The organism is Actinocrinis sp., assembly GCF_035650855.1.
GTDB lineage: Bacteria > Actinomycetota > Actinomycetes > Streptomycetales > Catenulisporaceae > Actinocrinis.
Genome location: NZ_DASRGV010000322.1, coordinates 27,728 through 49,343 on the forward strand (window position 1 = coordinate 27,728; position 21,616 = coordinate 49,343).

Annotated in this window: 20 protein-coding genes; 7 read left to right on the forward strand and 13 right to left on the reverse strand. The window is 70.5% G+C overall.

The features are described from left to right. The first annotated feature begins 68 nt into the window (after window positions 1-68). Window positions 69-1,280: an EamA family transporter gene (locus VFB40_RS22950; RefSeq protein ID WP_324854007.1), complete on the forward strand. Its 1,212-nt coding sequence runs from the start codon at window positions 69-71 to the stop codon at window positions 1,278-1,280. On the opposite strand, the gene VFB40_RS22955 is transcribed toward VFB40_RS22950, so the two are convergent. Then, window positions 1,239-1,895 carry an FMN-dependent NADH-azoreductase gene (locus VFB40_RS22955; protein WP_324854009.1) on the reverse strand — a complete coding sequence of 219 codons (657 nt, stop codon included), beginning with the start codon at window positions 1,893-1,895 and terminating at the stop codon, window positions 1,239-1,241. The two genes, VFB40_RS22950 and VFB40_RS22955, sit on opposite strands and share 42 nt — an antisense overlap. Before the next feature lie 147 nt (window positions 1,896-2,042). Between VFB40_RS22955 and VFB40_RS22960 the strand changes: the two genes are divergently transcribed. The 4 genes from VFB40_RS22960 (at window position 2,043) to VFB40_RS22975 (ending at window position 6,076) form a co-directional block, all read left to right on the forward strand. After that, window positions 2,043-2,609: a MarR family winged helix-turn-helix transcriptional regulator gene (locus VFB40_RS22960; RefSeq protein WP_324854011.1), complete on the forward strand. Its 567-nt coding sequence runs from the start codon at window positions 2,043-2,045 to the stop codon at window positions 2,607-2,609. A 307-nt stretch (window positions 2,610-2,916) separates the two neighbouring features. Then, entirely contained in the window at window positions 2,917-3,696 is a 780-nt protein-coding gene (locus tag VFB40_RS22965) for a GNAT family N-acetyltransferase (protein ID WP_324854013.1), read from the forward strand. Window positions 3,697-3,735: 39 nt separating this feature from the next. Then, window positions 3,736-4,488, forward strand: coding sequence for a class I SAM-dependent methyltransferase (locus tag VFB40_RS22970; RefSeq protein WP_324854015.1), 753 nt, complete (start codon window positions 3,736-3,738; stop codon window positions 4,486-4,488). A gap of 394 nt (window positions 4,489-4,882) precedes the next feature. Beyond that, entirely contained in the window at window positions 4,883-6,076 is a 1,194-nt protein-coding gene (locus tag VFB40_RS22975; protein ID WP_324854016.1) for an RtcB family protein, read from the forward strand. A 180-nt stretch (window positions 6,077-6,256) separates the two neighbouring features. Here the strand turns inward: VFB40_RS22975 and VFB40_RS22980 are convergent, their stop codons facing one another. Further along, window positions 6,257-6,706, reverse strand: a complete 450-nt coding sequence (locus VFB40_RS22980; protein ID WP_324854018.1) for a nitroreductase family deazaflavin-dependent oxidoreductase — start codon at window positions 6,704-6,706, stop codon at window positions 6,257-6,259. Window positions 6,707-6,868: 162 nt separating this feature from the next. Between VFB40_RS22980 and VFB40_RS22985 the strand changes: the two genes are divergently transcribed. Next, window positions 6,869-7,681, forward strand: coding sequence for a class I SAM-dependent methyltransferase (locus tag VFB40_RS22985; protein ID WP_324854021.1), 813 nt, complete (start codon window positions 6,869-6,871; stop codon window positions 7,679-7,681). Between the two features lie 180 nt (window positions 7,682-7,861). Here VFB40_RS22985 and VFB40_RS22990 read toward each other — a convergent pair whose 3' ends face one another. From VFB40_RS22990 to VFB40_RS23015, 6 genes are all read right to left on the reverse strand, one after another. Then, window positions 7,862-9,103 (reverse strand): cytochrome P450, encoded by a 1,242-nt coding sequence (locus VFB40_RS22990; RefSeq protein WP_324854023.1) that lies wholly within the window; start codon window positions 9,101-9,103, stop codon window positions 7,862-7,864. Between the two features lie 183 nt (window positions 9,104-9,286). Beyond that, a complete protein-coding gene (locus tag VFB40_RS22995) occupies window positions 9,287-10,213 on the reverse strand; it encodes an SWIM zinc finger family protein (RefSeq protein WP_324854025.1) in 927 nt (308 codons plus the stop codon). A gap of 23 nt (window positions 10,214-10,236) precedes the next feature. Beyond that, entirely contained in the window at window positions 10,237-13,551 is a 3,315-nt protein-coding gene (locus VFB40_RS23000) for a DEAD/DEAH box helicase (RefSeq protein WP_324854026.1), read from the reverse strand. Between the two features lie 86 nt (window positions 13,552-13,637). Then, window positions 13,638-13,958, reverse strand: a complete 321-nt coding sequence (locus VFB40_RS23005; protein WP_324854028.1) for a thiamine-binding protein — start codon at window positions 13,956-13,958, stop codon at window positions 13,638-13,640. Between the two features lie 42 nt (window positions 13,959-14,000). Beyond that, window positions 14,001-15,002 carry a glycoside hydrolase family 18 protein gene (locus VFB40_RS23010; protein WP_324854030.1) on the reverse strand — a complete coding sequence of 334 codons (1,002 nt, stop codon included), beginning with the start codon at window positions 15,000-15,002 and terminating at the stop codon, window positions 14,001-14,003. A 52-nt stretch (window positions 15,003-15,054) separates the two neighbouring features. Next, on the reverse strand, window positions 15,055-15,759 hold the full coding sequence (locus VFB40_RS23015) for a TetR/AcrR family transcriptional regulator (RefSeq protein WP_324854032.1): 705 nt from the start codon (window positions 15,757-15,759) through the stop codon (window positions 15,055-15,057). Window positions 15,760-15,932: 173 nt separating this feature from the next. Between VFB40_RS23015 and VFB40_RS23020 the strand changes: the two genes are divergently transcribed. Then, window positions 15,933-17,189 carry an MFS transporter gene (locus VFB40_RS23020; RefSeq protein ID WP_324854034.1) on the forward strand — a complete coding sequence of 419 codons (1,257 nt, stop codon included), beginning with the start codon at window positions 15,933-15,935 and terminating at the stop codon, window positions 17,187-17,189. Here the strand turns inward: VFB40_RS23020 and VFB40_RS23025 are convergent. The 5 genes from VFB40_RS23025 to VFB40_RS23045 all read right to left on the reverse strand — a co-directional run. After that, window positions 17,169-18,290: an AAA family ATPase gene (locus tag VFB40_RS23025; RefSeq protein WP_324854036.1), complete on the reverse strand. Its 1,122-nt coding sequence runs from the start codon at window positions 18,288-18,290 to the stop codon at window positions 17,169-17,171. The genes VFB40_RS23020 and VFB40_RS23025 overlap by 21 nt on opposite strands. Beyond that, window positions 18,287-18,919 (reverse strand): nicotinamide riboside transporter PnuC, encoded by a 633-nt coding sequence (gene pnuC / locus VFB40_RS23030; protein ID WP_324854038.1) that lies wholly within the window; start codon window positions 18,917-18,919, stop codon window positions 18,287-18,289. The genes VFB40_RS23025 and pnuC overlap by 4 nt, the downstream gene beginning before the upstream one ends. A gap of 96 nt (window positions 18,920-19,015) precedes the next feature. Then, window positions 19,016-20,017, reverse strand: coding sequence for an MBL fold metallo-hydrolase (locus VFB40_RS23035; protein ID WP_324854040.1), 1,002 nt, complete (start codon window positions 20,015-20,017; stop codon window positions 19,016-19,018). A gap of 70 nt (window positions 20,018-20,087) precedes the next feature. Further along, window positions 20,088-21,104: a Gfo/Idh/MocA family protein gene (locus tag VFB40_RS23040; protein ID WP_324854042.1), complete on the reverse strand. Its 1,017-nt coding sequence runs from the start codon at window positions 21,102-21,104 to the stop codon at window positions 20,088-20,090. Window position 21,105: 1 nt separating this feature from the next. Then, window positions 21,106-21,616: arylamine N-acetyltransferase (locus VFB40_RS23045; protein ID WP_324854044.1), on the reverse strand; the 511-nt coding region annotated here is incomplete at its 5' end.

Here is a 21,616-nt window from a genome sequence, read left to right on the forward strand (position 1 = left end):
CGTTTCTGCATGGTATCGCGCAGAACTATTCGCTGGTCCTAAACGATCGGCGCTGCTTGATTGGATCCATGACTCGCGGCACCGCGCTTCCCGTCCGCCACCTCCTGCTCGCCTGGCTCGCCGTGCTCGTCTGGGGCGTGAACTTCACCGTCATCGACGCCGGACTCGCCGACTTCCCGCCGCTGCTTTTCGCCGCCCTGCGCTTCGCGGCCGTCGCAGTCTGCTGCCTGTTCGTGCCGCGCCCGCAGATCGCCTGGCGCTGGCTGCTGCTGGTCGGCCTGTTCACCGGGACCGGCCAGTACGCCCTGCTGTACCTCGGCATGGCGGCCGGGATGCCCGCCGGGCTCTCCTCTCTAGTGATGCAGGCTCAAGTGGTGTTCACGCTCGTGTTCGCCGCGCTGGCGCTTCGCGAGCGGCCTTCTCCACGCCAGGCCTTCGGCATCGCGGTCAGCGCGGTCGGTCTCGGGATCGTCGGGCTGGCGCGCGGCGGTTCGGTCAGCGTGCTCTCGCTGCTGCTGGTCCTCGGCGGCGCGGCCAGCTGGGCGATCGGCAATGTGTGCACCCGCATCGCCAAGCCGGACAACGGGTTCCGGCTGGTGATCTGGTCCTCGGTCGTGCCGCCGCTGCCCCTGCTCGCGCTCTCGCTGCTGCACGAGGGCGCCCACCGCGACATCACCGCCTTTGGTCATGCCGGGTTGGGCGCATGGCTGTCGCTCGCCTATTCGGTCGGGCTGTCGACGATCCTGGCGATGGGCAGTTGGTCACTGCTGCTCAGCCGGCATCCGGCAGACCGGGTGGTGCCCTACGCGCTCGCCATTCCGGTCATCGGCTTTCTCACCGGCCGCATCGCGCGCGACGAGTCTGTGACCGCACCGATGCTGCTCGGGGCCGCGGTGGTCATCCTCGGACTCGCGCTGGTGGTCTCCCGGTTCCGGTGGAGGTTCCGGCCGGGGAGAGCGGAGAGCGCGGAGAGGACGGACAAGGCGGGCTCGGCGACGAACGAGGCGGCGCGAAGGGCGGAGTGGGCCGAGGCAGGCTCGGCGACCGCGACCGCGACCGCGACGGCGGAGGGGGCGGAGGCGGGGGCGTCGGGGCCGGTGTCAGCAGCCAGAACTGCGGCTGGGCCGGTAGTGGCGGCAGCCGGAACTGCGGCTGGGCCGGTAGTGGCGGCAGCCGGATCTGCGGCTGGGCCACGGCTCGGGCAGGCTGGCAGCGATCCCGGAGCGCCAGAGGGAGCGCTACGCGGCGGCGAACTGGCCGGCGAGGGCGCGGGCGTGTGACTCCGCCGCCTCGTGCGCCGCGGCGCGCAGCTGCTGTGCGGCCGGTATCAGGTCAGCCATGGCCGGGTTGCGCTCGGCCAGGGTCAGCTGCGCCTTGATCACGGTCACGTCCAGGCCCAGCGCCTTGCCGAGGACCGTCTCCAGATAAGGCTGCACGAAGTCCCAGCCCTCGCGCGGCGTACCCGGGTCGTAGCCGCCGCCGTAGGCGAGCACGATCGTCGCCGGACGCCCGGCCAGCGGCGGCGTCCCGTCGAAGCTCACCGTGCGACCGGACAGGATGATCTGATCCAGCCAGGCCTTGAACGTGGCCGGCACGCCCCAGTTGTACATCGGGACCGTGAACAGGTACGCGTCCGCGGCCAGCACTTCGTTCACTAGTTCGGTACGCAGCGCGAATGCCGCGGCCTGCTCGGGCGTGTGCTGCTCCTGCGGCATGAAGCCCGCGTGGATGCCCGCCTCCTCGAGCGCGGGCACCGGGTTGCGCCCCAGGTCGCGATGCGTGATCTCGCCGTCGGGGTGCGCCTCCTGCCAGGTCTTGCGGAAGGTGTCGGCGATCTCCTTCGACACCGAGCCGACGGTCAAGGCGGAGGAATCGACGTGCAGCAGGCGGGCCATGGCTAGCTCCTGAACTAGTCTGTTCGACAATCTGTCTTGGATTTAGATTGTCTGTTGCACAGACTATTTGTCAAGCCTCAGGGCCGCTGTATCCTGGAACCGCAGACCAGACGCGGATTCGACCGCGGCGAGAGCGGAGGGGCGGGCATGAGCGCAGGCGCCGTCGAGCGGGACGCGGCCGCGGACCCGTCGGCGCCCGCACCCTCGACGCTGGCCGCCTCCTACGGAATCCCGGCCGGCTTCGATCAGAATTTCGGCTGGCTGCTCGCGCAGTGTTTCCGCGCCTACACCTACGCGGTCGAACGTGCGGTCGCCGATCTGCCGCACGGGCATCGCGGCTTCCAGGCGCTCTACGGCGCGGCCAACTGCAGCGCGCACAACCAGGCCGAGCTGGCCAAGCAGCTCGGGGTGGACCGCACCGTGATGGTCTACCTGGTCGACGACCTGGAGAAGGCCGGGCTCGCGGAGCGGCTGCCGGATCCGAACGACCGTCGCAGCAGGCTGATCCGGGCCACGTCGGCCGGCCGGGCCCGGCTGGCCGACGCGCAGTCGGCGATCAGCGCCGCCGAAGCGGAGTTGCTGGCCGCGCTCAGCGAGGACGAGCAGAAGGCCCTGCGCGGAATGCTGTGCAGCATCGCCGCGCACCAGCGCACACCGGCCGACGGCGCGACGCCGTGCGAAATGGCCGAGAAGATGAAGCAGGCCTCGGGCTGAGCCGATCGCTCGCGGGTTGTGCCGATGTGGGCCCTCATATCGCGGGTTGTGCGCCATTAGGTCAGTTGTGGGCATCGTGACGCTCCGTGTTTGACTGCCGCTCTCCGGCACGGCATTGTTTGCCAGCAGCTAGGGCGGCGGGTGGATCTGGGCCGGATCAGCGAGCGGTCGAGGGCCGAGCACGGCTAGGCGAAGGAGGCCTGCGCACAGGGCTGTGCGCAGGCCGCTGACGCAGCCAGGAGACGGCCATCGGCCGCGGACCCGGCCCAAATCCACCCGCCGGCCTGGAACTTCGGAGAAGGAAGCCATGGCCGAGACGCCCACCGCTGACGCCCTGATCGCGACAGCCGCCGCAGGTTGGGGATACGCCGAGTCCACGCAGGTGGACGGCTGGCACCTGCGGGCTGCCGAGGGGTTCACCCACCGAGCCAACTCGGCGTGGCCGCTCGGCCCGCTCGAGCGCCCGCTGCCTGACGCGGTGTCGGCTGTGCAGGCCTGGTACGCCGAGCGCGGACTTCCGGCCCTGGTTCAGGTGGCAGTCGGATCAGAGCTCGACCTCGCACTCGCCGAGCTCGGACACGAACGCGCCGACGCGCTCGCGTGGCGGCAGGTCGCCAACGTCTCCGAGGTGCTCGACACGCTGCTGAGCGTCGCCCCGATCGGCGTGAAGGAGACCTTCGCGGACGAGCCGACCGACGACTGGCTGTCCCTCTACCGCTCCGGCACGGTGCCGCCGGTCGCCCGGCAGGTCCTCGGGTCCGGTGAGGGCGTGAGGTTCGCGACGATCTACGACTCGGACACCGGCGCGCCGGTCGCGATCGGTCGCGCCGCGGTCATCCCGGCCACGGACGCAGACGCACCGGACGGCTCGCGCTGGGTCGGTCTCAGCGCCATAGAGACGGCTCCCTCAGCGCGGCGCCGCGGGCTGGCCAAGCTGGTCATGGACGCCTTGCTGGAATGGGCCGACGAGCAGGGCGCGACGGACGCGTTCCTCGAAGTGAGTCCCGACAACGAAGCGGCGGTCGGGCTTTACGCGGCGCTCGGATTCACCACCCACCATGAGTATCACTGCCGGGTGATCGGCTAAGGTCCCTCTCGGTACTTACCGACGGGAAGGGGCCCTGCGGTGGCGGAGCGTTCGAAGTTCGACACGGTGGCGGCGAACTACGCGGCGGGGCGGCCCGACTATCCCGCAGAGCTCTACGACACCCTGGCGAACGTGCTCGGCAGGCCGCTGGCCGGGCTCGACGTAGTCGACCTGGGCGCGGGCACCGGGATCGCCTCCCGTCAGCTGGCCGAGCGCGGGGCGCGGGTCACCGCGGTCGAACTGTCCGGGCCGATGATCGGGCAACTGGCCGCGACCTCGCCCGGAGTGCGGCCGGTGCGCGGCAGCGCGACCGCGATTCCGCTGCGCGACGACTGCGCTGACTTAGTCACCAGCGCGCAGGCGTGGCACTGGATGGATCCCGCGCTCGCCGTGCCCGAGTTCCGGCGCGTTCTGCGGCCCGGCGGCGCATTCGCGGCCTGGTGGAATTACACGCAGCGGGACAGTGCGTGGGAGGTAGAGCAGGAGGAGCGGATCAACGCCGCCGCCGAGCCGGGCTGGCGGCAGGTCAGCGCCCCGTTCGCGCAGGACGGCAAGGAACTCGGCCCCGACTTCGACCTGCCGGTGACAGCGCACGCCTTCGCGTGGGAGCGCACCGTCTCGTTGGACACGCACCTGGACAACCTCGTGTCGAAGTCGTACGTCGCCGCGCTGTCCAATCGCGATGAATTCCTGGCCACCGAGCGCGCGATTCTGAGCGAGCAGTTCCCAGACGGACACGTCACCGAACGCTTCGGTACGCACATGGTGACGGTGGTTCTGCCGTCTGCATAAGCGCTCAGGCAGCCGCGCGCTCCCCTAAGCGATCGATAATTCCGTTGCCGCGCCACGGCCGTATATGGGTTCATAGACGACGGCGCGGCCGACAGCCCGAATGGTTCGGGCGGGCGCGCACGGCGGCTTCCACGACCGTCGTGTAGCGAGAGAGGAGACCTCCAGCGATGTTGCGTCGTCACCCGCTCCGCTGTCGCAGGTCCTCTCGACTGCGCCGCAACGCCGAATAGGTCGAGTCCGCTCGACCGACCAACCGGCTGCGGCCGCGCCCTTCCCCCGTAGAACAGCGCACTCACCCACGTCACTACAGACATCTCTGCCGCACGTATGCGGATAACGCCGCCTCACGCGGAGACTTGAACGTGTCCATCATGACCACGGAGGTCGACTAGTCATGCCCATGACCGAGCTGCCCGGGCATTACGTGCCGATCCGCCTTTGGGCGGACCCGGCCACGGTAGAGCCCCAGGCGCTCCAGCAGCTCTTCAACGTCACCACGCTGCCGCAGATCGCGGGCGTCGCCGTGATGCCGGACGTGCATGTCGGCATCGGCGCGACCGTGGGCTCGGTCATCGCGATGCGTGACGCGGTCTGCCCGGCCGCGGTCGGCGTCGACATCGGCTGCGGGATGACCGCGGTGCGCACCTCGCTCACGGCCGCCGACCTGCCGGAGGACCTCGGCCGGCTGCGGTCGCGGATCGAGGCCACGATCCCGGTCGGGCGCGCCTCGCACCTGCGTCCGGTGGACGGCGCGAAGCTGCACGGCTTCTCGGCGACCGGCTGGGACGCGTTCTGGGCCCGGTTCGCGCAGCTCGCCCCGGCGGTCAAGGCGCGCAGGGAGCGGGCGCTGGGACAGATGGGGACGCTGGGCTCGGGCAACCACTTCATCGAGTTCTGCCTCGACACCGAGGACCGGGTGTGGCTGATGCTGCACTCCGGCTCGCGCAACATCGGCAAGGAGCTGGCCGAGCACCACATCGGCGTGGCCCGCGCGCTGCCGCACAACCAGGGCCTCGTGGACCGGGACCTGGCCGTGTTCCTCAAGCGCACGCCGCAGATGGACGCCTACCGGGCGGACCTGTTCTGGGCGCAGGAGTACGCGCGGCTCAACCGCGCCGTGATGATGGCGCTCTACCAGGCGGTGGTGCGCCGGGAGTTCAAGGCGGCCGCGCCGACCTTCGGCGAGGTGATCTCCTGCCACCACAACTACGTGTCCGAGGAGGTCTACGAGGGCGAGGAGCTGCTGGTCACGCGCAAGGGCGCGATCCGGGCCGGGGCCGGCGAGCACGGGATCATCCCGGGCTCGATGGGCACCCGCTCGTACATCGTGCGCGGGCTTGGTAACGCAGCGGCGTTCAACTCCGCCTCTCATGGTGCAGGACGGCGGATGAGCCGGGCCAAGGCCAAGAAGGTGTACACCGAGGCGGACTTGGCCGAGCAGACCGCCGGCGTCGAGTGCCGCAAGGACCTCGGCGTGCTGGACGAGATCCCGGGAGCGTACAAGCCGATCGAGCAGGTCATGGCCGCGCAGACCGACCTGGTCGAGATCGTGGCCGAGCTGCGGCAGGTGGTGTGCGTGAAGGGATGAGGCACGGCGCGGCGTTCGGCGCTGGGAGGGGAGGCTCCGAGCGTTGCGCCAGTGCCCTCGTTCAGGATCAACCGGTGCGGTACCGCGGGCATCTGCGGTACCGCACCGGTCTGTGTGAGCTAACGGCCTTTGTGAGCTGGCGGTCTGTGTGAGCTAACTGCTGCGTGAGCTAGCGGCTGATCAGTTGGCCGGTTCGAGGACGACGACCGGGATCTGCCGGTCGGTCTTCGTCTGATAGTTGTTGTAGTCCGGCCAAATGGCGGACATGGTCTGCCACAGCCGAGCACGCTCCTCGCCCTCGGCGTCGCGGGCGCGCACCCGGACCTTGTCCGCGCCGACCTGGATCTCGGACTCGGGGTTGTCGCGCAGGTTGAGGTACCAGAGCGGATGCGTCGGGGAGCCGCCCTTCGAGGCGACGACCACGTAGTTGTCACCGTCACGGCCGTAGATCAGCGCGGTACGCCGCCACAGGCCGGACTTGCGGCCCTTCACCGACAACAGCAGCGTCGGCACCCCTTCCCGCCACTCGTGGCCTTTCTCGCCGTCGGACTCGACGTACTCCTTGATGTGGTCGGCGACCCAATCGGTCGGGCTGTCCACGACCTGTTGCGAGCTCTCGTTCGCGCTCATGGCTGCTCCTTTCCCTGGTTCGACACCCATCGTACTAGCTGGGCCGTACCTCGCCGCGGCACCGCCTACCCCTGGCGCGTCGTTTCATATAGCGATACAGACTTGCTCGCTTTCTGAGACGCGCTGCTAAGGTCTTGGTCAGGGAGACGAAGGAGCCTGACAATGACCGGCAAAGAAGCCACCTACACCCACGGCCACCACGAATCCGTGCTGCGCTCACACACCTGGCGCACGGCGCAGAACTCGGCGGCCTACCTGCTGCCGCACCTGCGCCCGGGACTGGCCCTGCTCGACATCGGCTGCGGCCCGGGCACCATCACCACCGATCTGGCCGAACTGGTCGCCCCCGGCCGCGTCGTGGCGATGGACAGCGCACAGGAGGCGCTGGACCAGGCCGCCGCACACGCGCAGGCAGTGGGGCTCGGCGACCGCATCGAGTTCGCGACCGGTGATGTGCACGAGCTCGCATTTGAGGACGACACCTTCGACGTCGTACACGCGCACCAGGTCCTGCAGCATGTCGGCGACCCGGTTCTGGCACTGCGCGAGATGCGACGGGTATGCAAGCCCGGCGGGATCGTGGCCGCGCGCGACTCGGACTACCGCGGCTTTCTGTGGTACCCGGAGCTGCCCAAACTCGACGACTGGCTGCGGCTGTACGTCGACCTGGCCCGGGCCAACGGTGGCGTCCCGGACGCCGGACGCTTCCTGCTCGCCTGGGCGCACGCAGCAGGGTTCGAGGACGTGTCCGCCTCGTCGTCGACCTGGTGCTACGCCGATGAGACGACGCGGCCGTGGTGGGGCGAGCTGTGGTCGGAGCGGGTGGTCAAGTCGCAGTTCGCGCACAGCGCGGTCGCGAAGGGGCTGGCCACCGAGGAGGAGCTGAAGGCGCTCTCGGCGGCCTGGCTCGAATGGAGCGCGCACCCGGACGGCTGGATCTCGCTCGTGCACGGCGAGATTCTGTGCCGGGCCTGAGCGCGCATCGAGCAGTCGCAGTGAGCGGTTAAGCGTCGCGGCAAGGTGCGCGGAACGCGTGTCCGTGCTCAGCGGCTCCGGAGGCCCGCACCTGGTCCGGAGCCGCCGAGCACGCGCCTCCGGTTCTCCCCGCCGGCGGCGTTGCGCGATGCTCGATCAGCCCGCTGGTGCTGTCCGCCGCTACCAGGCGACCGGCAGCGACACCAGCGAGCTGAGCACCTCGCCCTCGGTGTAGTCCAAGGTGAGCGGGTCCGCGGCCAGGCGCAGCCCCGGCAGCCGCTCGACCAGCAGGCCAAGGCCGATCCGCAGCTCGGCCTTGGCCAGGTGCGCGCCCAGGCAGTAGTGCGGTCCGGCACCGAACACGATCTGCGCGGGAGCCTCGCGGTCGAAGCGGACCACATCAGGGCTCGGGTACGCCGCCTCGTCGCGCAGCGCAGCCGAGGTCGCGATCAGTACCGCGTCTCCGGCGCGCACCGTGCCGGAGGGCAGTTCGACGTCGTCCACGGCCAATCGCAGCGCCGCTCCGTTGCCGAGCGGGTTGTACCGCAGCAGTTCGTCGACGGCCGCCGGGATCAGGTCCGGATCACCCACGAGCTGCTTCCAGAGGCCGCCGCCGTCGCGCAGCAGGGTGAGCACCGAGCGGCCGAGCATGTTCGAGGTCGTCTCGTTCCCGGCCGCGATCAGCCCGGCCACCATGTACACGAGCTCTGATTCGGTGAGCCGGTCCGCGCCATCCCTGGCCGCGATCAGGTCGTCGATCAGGTCGTCGCCGGGCTCGGCCCGCTTGGCGGCGAGCAGCGCGGCCGTGTAGGCCGAGAACTCGCGGATCAGGCCGGCCCGCTGCTGCGGCTCCATCCGCGCGGCCGAGACGAAGGCGTTGGACCAGTCGCGGAAGTTCCCGCGGTCCCGCTCCGGCACCCCCAGCAGCTTGCAGATGATCCGCACCGGCAGCTGGAAGCAGTAGTCCGACACGAGGTCGGCGGGCGGTCCGGTGCGCTCCATCGCGTCGATCAGCTCCGCGGCCACGGCGGCGATAGTCGGCTTCCAGCGCTCGACCCGGCGCGGGGTGAAGGCGGAGGCGACGATCCTGCGGATGCGCAGGTGCTCCGCGCCCTCCTTGTTCAGCAGGCTCTCCGGGTCGTCGAAGAAGCTCGGCCCGGCGGTGATCCGCGGCGAGCCGGGCGCGGTCAGGTCGTGCGAGAGGCGGGTGTCGGCGAGCGCGGCGGCCGAGTCCGCGTAGGTGACCAGCAGCACCGCCTCGTCGCCGCTGGGCAGCCGCACCTTGCCGAAGGGGCAGCTGGCGCGCCGCTCGGCGTATTCGGCCGGGATGCCGACGTGCGGGTCGACCGGGAAGGGGAAGGACGGCGGGGTCTGCGGTGCGGCGGCCGCGGTGGGCGAAGGCGCGGCGGGCAGTTCGGTCATGGGCGGGGACCTCCCATACGGTTCTTCCGCGAACGCCGGGGCTTCGCAGAGTTCGCATATGAGGCTAACCCGGATCGCCGCGCACCGGTACCCGCCGATCACCGCAAATCGAGGCTCCTGTGCTGGTCAGTGGCATCCCAGGCATCGCGCGACCCTGCTTTCACACGGGCCACAGCGCTCGCGTCAACCCCTGCCGTCACGCATCGCGCCGTACGCCGGGCGAAGCAGATCTCTCACATCCTCGCCGCGCAGGCGCCGGCCGAGCGGGCCGAGCCGGTCGAGGATGGCGCCGGCCGGCACGCCCGGACGCGAGGCCAACGGCTCCGGCGGCCCGGCCGGGGAACGCCAGTAGGCGTCGGTGAGGTGTGCCAGCGGCGTGTCCTGCGGCTCGTCCGCGGCCTCCTGCCACGCCTCGTCGTCGCGCAGGGCTTCGAGCCGGCGGGTCAGCACGGCGCGGTCCCGGCCGCGCCAGGCGAGCAGCGCGAACGGATCGTCGTCGAAGTGCCGGGCGAGTACGTAGCAGGCGGCCGCGACGTGCTTGCACGGGTTCTGCTTGTCAGGGCACGTGCAATCGCTGCGGAACTCCCGGCGTACCGGGAAGAGGGTGAGTCCTGCCGCGGTGAACACCCGGTCGATCCGCTCGGGCATGCGTCCGTCGAGCAGTTCCCTGATGTACCCGTGGCTCTCGACCAGCTCGCGTTCGACGCGTGCCCATTGTTCCGGCGAGTAGACCTCGATCCGCAGCGTCACGCTGTACGGCTTCTCCCAGGTGCCCTGCACACTCGCGGCGACCTCGCCGGGGCGGATGGAGAAGCCGAGCACGTTGCCGCCGCTGGCGTAGGTGCGGCCGCGGGTGAGCCGGTCGCCGTGTCCGAACCCTTCGATCACCGCGACGAACCGCTTGGACCAGCGGGCCTCGCCGGACGTGCCGCGCTGCGGCCGTGCGGCGAGGTCGGCGGCGCGGCGGGTGCCCGCGGGCGCGCCGTACCGGTTCACCGAGTCCCGGTTCGCCGAGTCCTGGTTCACCGTGTGCTCGTTCGCCGTGTGCTCGTTCGCCGTGTGCTCGTTCGCCGAGTACTGATCCGCTGAGTCCTTCGCTCCACCCGACACGTCGCCTGCCGCTCCCTTCGCCCTCACTCCACGACCGCGTCCGCGGCCAGCCGGATGACGTCGCGCAGCTCGGCCACGGACAGCTCGGTCAGCCAGCCCTCGCCGGTGCCCACGATCCGGTCGGCCAGGTCCTGCTTCTCCTCGATCACCCGGTCGATCCGCTCCTCCAGCGTGCCGGCGCACATCAGCTTGCGTACTTGCACGTCGCGTAGCTGCCCGATGCGGAAAGCCCGGTCGGTGGCCTGGTTCTCCACGGCCGGATTCCACCAGCGGTCCACATGGATCACGTGGTTCGCGGCGGTCAGATTCAGGCCCACTCCCCCGGCCTTGAGGGAGAGCACGAACAGCGGCGGGCCGTCCGGCTGCTCGAAGCGCTGCACCATCTCGTCGCGCGCCCGCCTGGGCACGCCGCCGTGCAGGAAGGCGACCTCGCGGCCGAAGCGCTCGGCCAGGTGCGCGCGCAGCATCCCGCCGAACTCGGCGTACTGGGTGAACAGCAGGGCCTTCTCCCCCGCCGCGAGCACTTCGTCGCAGAGCTCTTCGACGCGGGCCAGCTTGCCGGAGCGGCCCGGCAGCCGCGAGCCGTCCTTGAGGAAGTGCGCCGGGTGGTTGCAGATCTGCTTGAGCCTGGTGAGCAGCGCGAGCACCAGGCCGCGCCGGGCCACCCCCTCGGCCTCGGCCACCTCGCGCAGCATCTCGTCGACCGTGGCCTGATACAGCGAGGCCTGCTCCTTGGTCAGGTTGCAGACCACCTTCATCTCGACCTTCTCCGGCAGGTCGCTGATGATCGCCGGGTCGGTCTTCTCCCGGCGCAGCACGAACGCCCCGGTGGCCCGGCGCAGCCGCTCGGCCGCGCGCTCGTCGCCGTCCCGCTCGATCGGCCTGGCGAAGCGCTCCTTGAAGGACTCGGCGCTGCCGAGCAGGCCCGGGTTGGCGAACTCGAGGATCGACCACAGGTCGGCGAGCCGGTTCTCCACCGGGGTGCCGGTCAGCGCGATGCGGTGCGGGGCGGCGATCGCGCGCACCGCCCTGGCCTGCTTGGTGCCGGCGTTCTTGATGGCCTGCGCCTCGTCGATGACGACTCGGTGCCAGTCCACCTCCGCCAGCTCCTCGCGGTCGCGCAGCGCCAGGCCGTAGGTGGTGATCACCAGGTGCGCGTCGGCGACGGCCGCGCGGAACTGCTCGCCGGACAGCCGCTCCGCGCCGTGGTGCACGTGGACCTCGAGGCCCGGGGTGAACCGCGCGGCCTCCCGCTGCCAGTTCGCCACCAGCGACATCGGGCAGACCAGCAGCGTGGGCCGGCCTTGGGCACCCCCGGACTCGCGCTCAAGTTCGAGCAGCGTCAGCACCTGGACGGTCTTGCCGAGGCCCATCGAGTCCGCGAGCACCGCGCCGAGCCCGAACCGGTCCATGAACGCGAGCCAGCCGACGCCGCGCTCCTGGTAGGGACGCAGCGTGCCGTGCAGTCCGGGAGGCGCGACCGCCGCGCTGCAGCGCTGCTCGGCGGCGCCGGAGAGCAGGTCGCCGAGCCAGCCGCGCGCCTCGACCGCTTCGAGCGGCAGGCCGTCGTCGTCGAGGCCGAAGACGGCGGTGCGCAGGAAGTCCCGTACGCGCATCGCGCCGCCGCGTCGCGTGCCGAGCGCCTTGAGCCCCGCGGCCAGCTTGTCCCGGTCCACCTCGACCCAGCGCCCGCGGAACTGCACCAGGTTGCTCTTGGCCTCGGCGAGCGCCTGGAACTCCGCCTCGGTGAGCGTCTGGCCGCCGAGCGAGGCGCGCCACTCGTAGTCGACCAGGTCGCCGAGGCCGAAGCCGGAGCGGCGGGCGATCCGGCCCGGCTGCTCCGATTTCGGCCCCTGCTCGGTGCGCTCGGCCTTGGGGGCCGCCGCGAGCGTGAAACCGAGTTCGGCGCGCCCGCTCGACGACCACCACGCGGGCAGCAGCACGCCGAATCCGTTGCCGGCCAGGGCCGGGGCGATACGGGTGAGGAAGACGTGCGCGCCATCGGCGTCCAGGCGCACGTGCGTCGGGGACGCCTCGCGCAGCGCGTAGGCGAGGGCGGGGAAGACGCGAGCGGCACGGCTGAGGCCGGCGAGCAGGTCGCGGCGCGGGTCGGCGCCGGCCGCGCGCAGCAGCCGTGCCGCGCCGGAGCGGTGCCAGACCTCATGTGCGGTGGCGAGCAGCGAGGGGTCCTCGATGGACTGCAGGAGCAGCTCCACGGTCCACGCCTCGCCGCGCTCGCCGTCGGCGCGGTCGCCGCCGTACGCGCTCGCGCCCTCCTCCGGCGCGAGCAGGCGGAAGCAGGTGCGCACCGGACCCGCGGAAGCGCCGTGCGTGGTGCGCCATTCGTCGAGGGCTGCCATCAGCGCTTCGGCCGCCGTGAGGTCCAGCCGTTCAGGGTCGAGCAGGTTGCTGGAGGCGGAGGTCAGCGCGTCGAGCCAGAGTTCTTCGATGGGTGTCTTGACGCCAAGGCTGTTGGGCGGACGCGGGGGCGCGAGCGATTCTCCGTGTAGGCCGTGTGGGCCTGTCAATGCCGCGATGACGTACGCGTCGACGAGTGCGTTAACGGCGCCGTCGAGTACGTCGGTGGCCGGTCGTCCGGTGAGGTCTGCGTCGAGCAGTTGGGCACGGAAGACCGGTGGCATCGCGTCAAGCAGTGCCTTGCGATGCGCCGCGCTCTCCAGCGCGTACGTCGGGCGCCAAACCGCGTGGTGGTCGCCGTTTCCCTCGTCGACTTGAAGATCGGGAAGGATCTCTCCGCGCCGTACCAGAGCATCGGCGAACTGTGCGACCGCGGTTGCGTACCGCACCGTGTCGGCGAGTGGGATGTCGGTTTCGGCGCCGTCCGCGTCGTAGGTCGCGAGGCGTTCGCCGTCGAGGACCGCGAGCAGGGCGGCTCCGTCACGCGGGCCGAGGGCCAGCGTGGGGACGATCCAGGCGCGCAGTTCGGCCTTCTCGTCCTCGTCGCTCCCGCCGCCGCCACTACTACCGCCACTGCCACTGCCGCCCGCGCCGATCGCGGCTTGATCGCGTACGAACCGCGCGAAGCTGGCCGAGGGCCGCGGGCCGGACCGGGACGACGGCAGCGCGAGCGGCACGCTGCCGCGCGGGTCGGCCCGCCGTACCGTCGCCGCCACCTCGTCGCCCGCCGCCCGGAGCAGGTCGGCGAGGACCGCCGGGTCGGCCGCGAACGGATGCCGCTGCGCCGTGCCTGTGCCACCGCGGCGGGCCGCGCCGCCGCGGCCGGCCGGCTCGGCCGGCAGCGTCAGCGGCCGGCTCGAGTCCTCAGCCCAAAGCTCCCAGCAGCCCGCTTCGGTGAACAGGGCATGCAGGACGTACACGACGCGGCTCGCTCCTTAGGACGGCGCCGGATGAGTGCAAAGTCCCAGCTTATCGCAGTGCGCTTGAGCCCGAGTCGTCGAGTAGGTTACGCCTGGGCTTCCGCCAGGTACCGCTCTACCGTGGCCACTTTCGCCTCCAGCGCGCCGGTCACGCCGGGCCGGATGTCCGCCTTCAGAACGAGGCTGATCCGACCGGCCGCGCCGTCCCGCCGGGCGCTCTGCTGCACGGCCTCGTACGCGCGCTTGACGACGTCGAGCACCTCGTCCCACTCGCCCTCGATCGTCGTGAACATCGCGTCCGTGCGGTTGGGCAGGCCCGACTCGCGCACTACGCGCACCGCTTCGGTGACATGCGCACCGACCTCTTCTCCGACGCCGAGCGGTGTGACGGAAAACGCGACCAGCATGCGTGCGTCCTTTCCTCGATCTTCAGCAGCCATTGTGAGGCCTTACGGGTCCAGCCAATCAGACCGGTAGGCCGCCCAGTCGGCACGGGTCGCGCCGAAGTCGATATACAGCGCGACGCCGATCGCGCGGTCCGTCGGTGTTCCGTGCGGTAGTGCCAGCCGGACGCCGCGTATCCCGGCCGCGGTGGTCTCAGCCGCCGAATCGTGCACAAGGGAGTGTCCTTCGTACGCAGGCACACCCATGAGTAGAGCGACGTTGTGTGGCACGGCGCCGACTGCGATACGCGTCTCATCGCGCACGAAGCCGCTGTAGGAGCTGGCGGTCCACAGCACGGAGTCGTACGACATGATCGCGACCTGATCAACGCGTGAGGCGACTTGGTGCAAGTACCCGCTCGACCACCAATTTCCGTGGCCGACCACGCTTTCTAGCGCCCATCGGCCGCCCGGCACGGGTTCTACTTGTTCCGCGGAGATCGAGAGCATCCGCCCGGCGTTACGCACCAAGGCGTGCGTAGTGCCGAGCAGCGCGAGGTAGCCGGGATCCGCATCGCCGACCGGCTCGAAGTCGTAGTGCACACCGTCGAAGCCGTCGCTAAGTACAGAGGCGTCTGCGGCGAGGATGCGCTGCCTGGTATGCACGTCCTCCAGATCCAGGCCACCGGTTCGTGGTCTGACAATGTCACCGATCCATGCCAGCACTCGCACACCAGGCAGCGCGCGATGCGCGGCACTGACGAACCACCGCGCCCGCGGCCGCAGGGCCGGATCTAGCGAACCGTCCTGATTCACCGGTCCGACGTGCACGAACAGGTCTCTGATTCCCGTACCGCGCAACTGCTCGGCGAGCGCCGCGATGTCCTGTGAGCTGCGGCGTCCATCGACCCAGGCGTGTCCGAGCCAGAGCGCGTCGTTGCCGGTGGTGTGCGCGGCAGGGGTGACCGCTCCGAGATCCTGCGCCGAGAAGGCGATCCAGCGGCTGCCGAACAGGACGCTCAGCACGGCGGCCAGTCCGATGATCTTGCCGACGACCTGCCGCGCCAAGTCTCCCCCGTCCCCTCCAGGCGGCGCTCCCGCCGCCGCCGGTCACCGCCGACTAGCGCGCCCCGTCGGCCGCGTCACCACTGCCGGCGTCACCATCGGCCGCATCGCCATCGGCCGCGCCACGATCTGCTCCATCACCGTCTCCTCCGTCATCGCCGCCCCGACCGCCGCCGTCCGTGCGGGCGATGCGCCTGGCGACCTCCTCGAGGAACCGCGCGTGCTCTTCCAGCAGCTCCTCGTCCGGGTCGCGGCCGAAGATCAGCCGCGCGTGCTGGGGGCTGACGAACACCCAGTCGGCCATCGCCAGGAAGGTGAGCAGCAGGTGCCTGGGGTCGAGCTGCGGGTCGATGATCCCGGCGCGCTGGGCGTCCTCGATCACTGCGATCTTGCGATCGTAGTGCTTCTGCCGCTCCTGCACCGAGCGGTCGTCGACCGGTCCCTGGGTCTCCAGGCCCTCCCACGCGACCAGCCGCACCAGCGCGGGGTTGGGGCCGTGCTGGCGGATGAGGCTGGCCGGATAGCCGATCGGGTCGTCCGGGTCCGGGCCGATCTCATCGCCGCGGGTGTTGAGGTACTCGTCGAGCACCCGGCGCAGCAGCTCCTGCTTCGAGCCGAAGTAGCGGTAGATCGACTCCTTGTTCGCGCCGGCCTTGGCCGCGATCCGGTCCACGCGGGCGCCGGCGCTGCCGCGCTCGGAGAACTCCTCGACCGCGGCGCGCAGGATGCGGGCACGGGTGCCCTCCGGGTCGTATCCCACCTCGCGCCTCCACAGCTGCCAGCGGTCGCGCTCGGCCTGCTCGCGCGTCCGTCCGAGTATCGCGCTTCCCTCCCCCGATTTCCAACTGTTCGGTTGACATGATCGCGCGGGACGCGACAGACTCGTTTCCAACCAAAAAGTTGGTTGGAATTCGCGCTCCGAGGGGGAACGCCATGTCCACGCCACCGTCCGCCACCGTTTCGGCCTCCGCACCGGCTCCGGCCACCGCGCGGCAATGTCCGGCAGGACACGCGCCGAACACTGACGTCTCGCGCAGCGCACCGCGCCGGATCGTCTTCCTCCTCGCGTTCGCGTGTGCCCTTACCGTCGCGAACCTGTACTACTGCCAGCCGTTGCTGCCTGAGATCGCCAAGTCGTTCTCTGCGTCGCAGTCGGCGACGGGCGGACTGGTTACCGCGAATCAGCTCGGGTACGGCGTCGCGCTGCTGCTGATCGTGCCGCTCGGTGATATCACCAATCGGCGGCGGCTGGTCTGCGGGCTGCTGGTGATCGAAGCGGCCGCGCTCGCCGGGGCCGCCGCCGCGCCCAATCTCGCGCTCCTGCTCGCCGCCAGCGCGGCGGTCGGTATCGCGGCGTGCGTTGTGCAGATCTTGCTGCCTTACGCTGCGACCATCGCGGGCGATCACGAGCGCGGGCGCGTCACCGGAACGGTTCTCAGCGGTCTGCTTATCGGCATTCTGCTGTCCCGGACCGTCGCGGGGTTGATCGGACAGGCTTTCGGCTGGCGCACGGTGTTCGCCGCGGCCGGCGTGCTGATGCTGCTGCTGTCGGCGGTTCTCCTGCGGGCCATGGAGGCGGCCGGTCCCGAGGTCGCGATCAGTTATCGCGAGCAGCTGCGGGCGACCGCGCGGCTGGCTCGCAGCGAGCCCGTCCTGCGCCGGCGCTCCGTGATGGGCGGCCTGATGTTCGCGGCCTTCGGCCTGTTCTGGGCGACGGTCTCGTTCCTGCTCGCGGGCTCGCCGTTTCACTACAACCAGGCCGGGATCGGCCTGTTCGCGCTGGTGGGCGGGGCGGGCGCGCTCGCCGCGAAGCTGACCGGGCACGCGGCGGACCGCGGTCACGAACGCGCGACGACCGTCTCGCTGCTGGTCCTCGGCCTCGCCTCGTTCTGCGCGATAGCGCTCGGCCACGCGAATCTGGCTTGGCTGCTCGTCGGCGTGTTGTTCATGGACGCTGCCGTGCAGGGCGTGAACCTGCTCAACCTGAGCGTGGTGTACAACCTGTCCAACGGCGCACGGGCCCGGATCGCATCGGTTTATATGACCACGTACTTCGTGCTCGGCGCGCTGGGCTCGGCGGCCGGGACGGAGGCGTACCACTACGGCGGTTGGGGTGGCGTTTCCGCGGTCGGCGGCGGGTTCGTCGCGCTCGCGCTGGCACTCTTCCTTTCACCCCAGCGGCGCCGCTAGCTCCCAGCCCCGACCCAGCTCTTCGCCCACCGCCGCCAACGCCTGCTCCAGCCGCGAGGCACGGTCGCCGCGCACCTCGATCCAGCGCGCGCCCGACTTCTCCAGCACTTCGCGGAACCGCTCGGTCATCCAGGGACGCAACTGCTCGCCGTCACGCAGACCGTCGTCGTCAAACGGGACGTCCGCGTGATCAGTCAGTATGTACAGGGCGCGAGGCGGCATCTCCTGCGCAAGCGCACGAACGGGCTCTGTCGATCTTCCACGGTAGCGTTCCTGCCACACCGTGGTCGCCAGCGCGTCCGTGTCGCAGACGAGCACCGGCCCGCCGGCCTGCGCCGCCGAGTCCTCGTCAGCGCACTGCCGCGCCGCCACGGTCTCGAAGTCCGCGTCGTCCCATTCCAAGTCGAACACGGACGGCTCGGGCAGCCCGCGCAGGCCGGCGAGCGCCCGGGCGACCGCGAGCTTTCGGACCGTCAGTTCGCGTCCGTACTCGGCGACCCAGCGGGTCAACGCGTGCGGGCCGCGACGCTTGCGCAGTGCGTGCGCGAGATCCAACGACAGCGTCGTCGTTCCGCTCGACTCGGCGCCGACGACCACGACGCGCTTCGCGAACCACCCCCGGACCGGCGGCTCCAGCGCGTCCCACGCGGCGACCGGATCAGCGCGCACCTTCGTGCCTGAGACGGCGTGCGTTGCCCTCAGCGCGTCAAGACGTACGTCAGCCGCGTCGAACCGCCGGGCCAACTCCGCCCCGTACGCCTCCGAGGTGAATACGGCATCGACTTCGACACCCGCCAAACCGTGCGGTCCACCCGCGATCGCCTCACGCATCAGCGCGACGTGCCCAAGCCAGGCACTCTCACTCTCATAGTCGACCGCCAGGTTGTCGCGCACCCCGACCACAGCCACTCCGCTGCGCTCGCCGTGTGCCCGGCGAATCCAGTCGACCCGCGCGGCCAGCGGGATCGACTCGACGTCCGCGGCCATCACGACCACGGTCACCCGGGCGCAGGACTCGGCGGCGCTGCGAATCAGGAAGTGGTGCCCGGCGTGCGGCGGATAGAACTTGCCGATCACCAGGCCGTGCTGAAACGTGCTCATGCCGGTGCCATCCGCGGGTGCAGCTCGCGCCGCCAGGCCCGAACGCCGGTCAGACACAGCCCGAGGAAGATCAGATAGACGATGCCCGTCAGATACAGCACCTTGACGAAGTACAGCGGTATGTAGATCACATCCGCTGCCATCCAGAAGAACCAGTTCTCGAACTGCTTCAGGTTCAGCAGCCACTGGGCCGCCAGCGACAACGCGGTGGTCAGCGCGTCCCAGAAAGGTGCGATATCGCCGGCGCGGGTCAGCACGACGGTGAGCGCCCAGGTGACCGGGATGATCGCGAGCACGAGCGCGCAGACGGCCCACGGTTTCGCGTTTCCCATGATCCGGCGGCTTCGGCGGGTGCCGCCGTGCAGCCATTCCCACCAGCCGAACACTCCGAACACCAGGTAGACGATCTGCAGGCTCGCGTCCGCGTAGAGGCGGGCGGCCCAGAACAGCACCAGGAAGAAGAGGTTGTTGGCCAGCCCCACCGGAAAGTTCCAGATGTTCGCGCGCACGGTCAGCCACACCCCCACCGCGCCCGTCACGAAGCCGAGCAGTTCGGCCCAGGTGACCGCGTCCTGCCCGAAGTGGAACAGCACCACGTTGAGCGGTGCGACCAGATCCCCCAGCGACATGCCAGACCCTCCCAGTTATCGTCAGCCTGACGATAACTGATCCGGCCTTACTCGACAAGCGCTTAACGCGCCCGCCGTCGTCCGCTCCGCGCCGCCTCAGGCCTCTGCCTCACGCAGCCGCTTCTCTTCGCCCTCCAGCCACCGCGCGATGCCGCTCACGTTCGCCACCGCCGAGGAAAGCGCCTCGAACTTCGCCGCGACCTCCGGACGTGCCAGCAGATCGGCGTACCGCTCCCGGGTCCGGTCACGCACCATCGCGACCGCGTGGTCGAGGTCGAATTCGCCGCCGGTGTCGCGCCAGGCGTCCCGCACGATGGAGACCCACAGCCGCATCTCCTCCGCGGCGCGCTCCAGGGCGTCGTCCACCGCGGTGATCGGTCCGTAGTGGGAGAACAGCAGCCGGGTCGCCCGCAGGTCGCGGAACCGGCCCAGCGAGGCGAGGGCGAGATCGAGGTCGAACTCCGGCGGCGGGGTGCCGGGAAGCATCTGGCCCATCGCGCCGGAGGCGTCGAGCCCGGTTGTCGACGAGGCGTCCTGCGGCGGGATGTACAACCCGGCGGCGTCGCCGACGTATAGGTCTCCGGTCGCCGAGTCCACCAGGCCGAGGTGGTGCTTGGCGTGCCCGGGGGTGTGATGGCCTTCCAGCCGCCGTCCGCCGCCGAGATCCACCGTGCCGACGTCGCCGATCGCCTGGATCCGCGCCGCGTCAGTGGGCAGCAGCTCGCCGAACAGCGAATCCATCGCCGGCCCGAACACCCGCCGCGCGCTGGCCATCAGCCGCGACGGGTCGGCCAGGTGCCGCGCTCCGGCGTCCTGAACGACTACCTGTGCGCGCGGGAACGCGGCGGCCAGGTCTCCCACGCCGCCCGCATGGTCGAGATGGATGTGCGTCACCACGATGGTGGCGAGGTCGTCTGCGCCGACGCCGAGACCGGCGAGCGCCTCTTGTACGACAGGCGCCGAGGTAGCAGTCCCTGTTTCGACCAGGCAGGGCCGCGAACCCAAGATCGCATAGGCCGCGGTGATGCCGGAGTAACCCGACATGGCCGTATCGATCATGTATACGTCTGACCCCAGGGCCTTCGGCTGCGCTGCCATGCGCACAACATACCGTTGCCGTGGGAAGGACCGGCTGACCGGTTCTTCCCACGGCAAGGGTGACCGCTGGCTACAGCGCGACCGGCTGCGCCTTGGCCGCGGACTCGAACAGCGCCTCGATGACCCGCGCCTGGGCCACCGCCTCTTCGCGGCCGAACGGCAGCTTCCCGCCGGTCGCGATGGCGGTGGACACCGCGTCGAACGGATACCGCGCGACGGCGTACGGGGCGGTGATGCCGAGTGTGCCGTCCGGGTCGACCGCGATGAACTCGCTCTGCGGCTCGCCGTGCGGGGGCGGACCTTGCAGGCTCAGCTCGACGGTGTCGGGCCGGTGGAACCACGGGTCCTTGACCAGCAGCCGCCCCTTCGTGCCCACGATCTGCAGGTCGTCGCCGCGGGCCACCTCCTGGCCGGCCTCGAACTGGGCGATCACGTCGCCGGAGAAACGCAGCGTGGCCGCGAGGCTGACGTCCTCGCCGCCGCCGCGGCGCACCTCCTCCGCGTAGACCCGCTCCGGGGTGCCGCCGAACAGCAGCGCGGCGCTGAGCGGGAACACGCCGAGGTCGAGCAGCGCGCCGCCGCCGGTCGCCCGGTCCCTGCGAAAGTAGCCCGGCGGCACGGAGGCGGTGCAGCCGGAGTAGATGTACATCAGCTCACCGACACGTCCATCGGCGACCAGTTGCTGGAGCAGGCGAGTGCGCGGGTGGAAGCGGTAGAGCAGCGCCTCGGCGGCGAGACGGCCGGCGGCCTCGGCGGCGTCATAGACCTCTTCCGCCTCGGCGGCGGTCAGCGCGAGCGGCTTTTCGACCATGACGTGCTTGCCGGCCCGCAGCGCCTTGACCGCCCACTCGGCGTGCCGGTTCGGGGCCAGGGCCACGAAGACCGCGTCGATCTCGTCGCTGGCCAGCAGCTGCTCATGGCTGTCGTAGTTGTCCGGCAGTCCGTAGCCGTCGGTGTGCTTGCGTGATTCGCCGCCGTCCTCGTTGGCGACCGCGGTGAACTGCGTGGTGGCGGACTGCGCGTTCGCCAGCACGGCGACGTCGGCGTAGGAGGAGGACGCCAGCACGCCCCAACGTACCTTTTCCATGTCAGACCCCTTCGGTGGTGATCGGAACGTCCGGGACCTTGTCCAGCTTGATGCCGTACCAGGCCTCGAACTCCTTGAGGAACTCCTCGTCGTCGACCAGCACCCGCGAGGAGACGCGCTCGCCGCCGGAGTACTCGGTCAGCACCCGGTTGAACATGGACACCCGCCCGGTCTCGGTGACGATCGAGGCCCACAGCTGGCCGGCGCCGGGCACGCCGGGGAAGGTGGCGCAGAACCACATCGTGGCCGCGAAGTCGTCAAGCTCGCGCGGGTGGGTCTCCACCCGCCAGCGGGTCACCCCTTCGTGCACCATCTCCACGTCGCCGTCGGGGGTGTGTACGAGCTCGTACGCGCCGTGCGGGTCCTGCTGCACGCCGCGGGCGTCGAGGCGCAGCGGGCGGCGCGGGCACCAGCGGAAGCCGACGTCGCACAGGTACGAGTGCTCCAGCTCGACGCGCAGCACCGCGTGGCCGTTGTAGACGCCGCGGAAGGACTCCTTGCCGTTGTGCAGC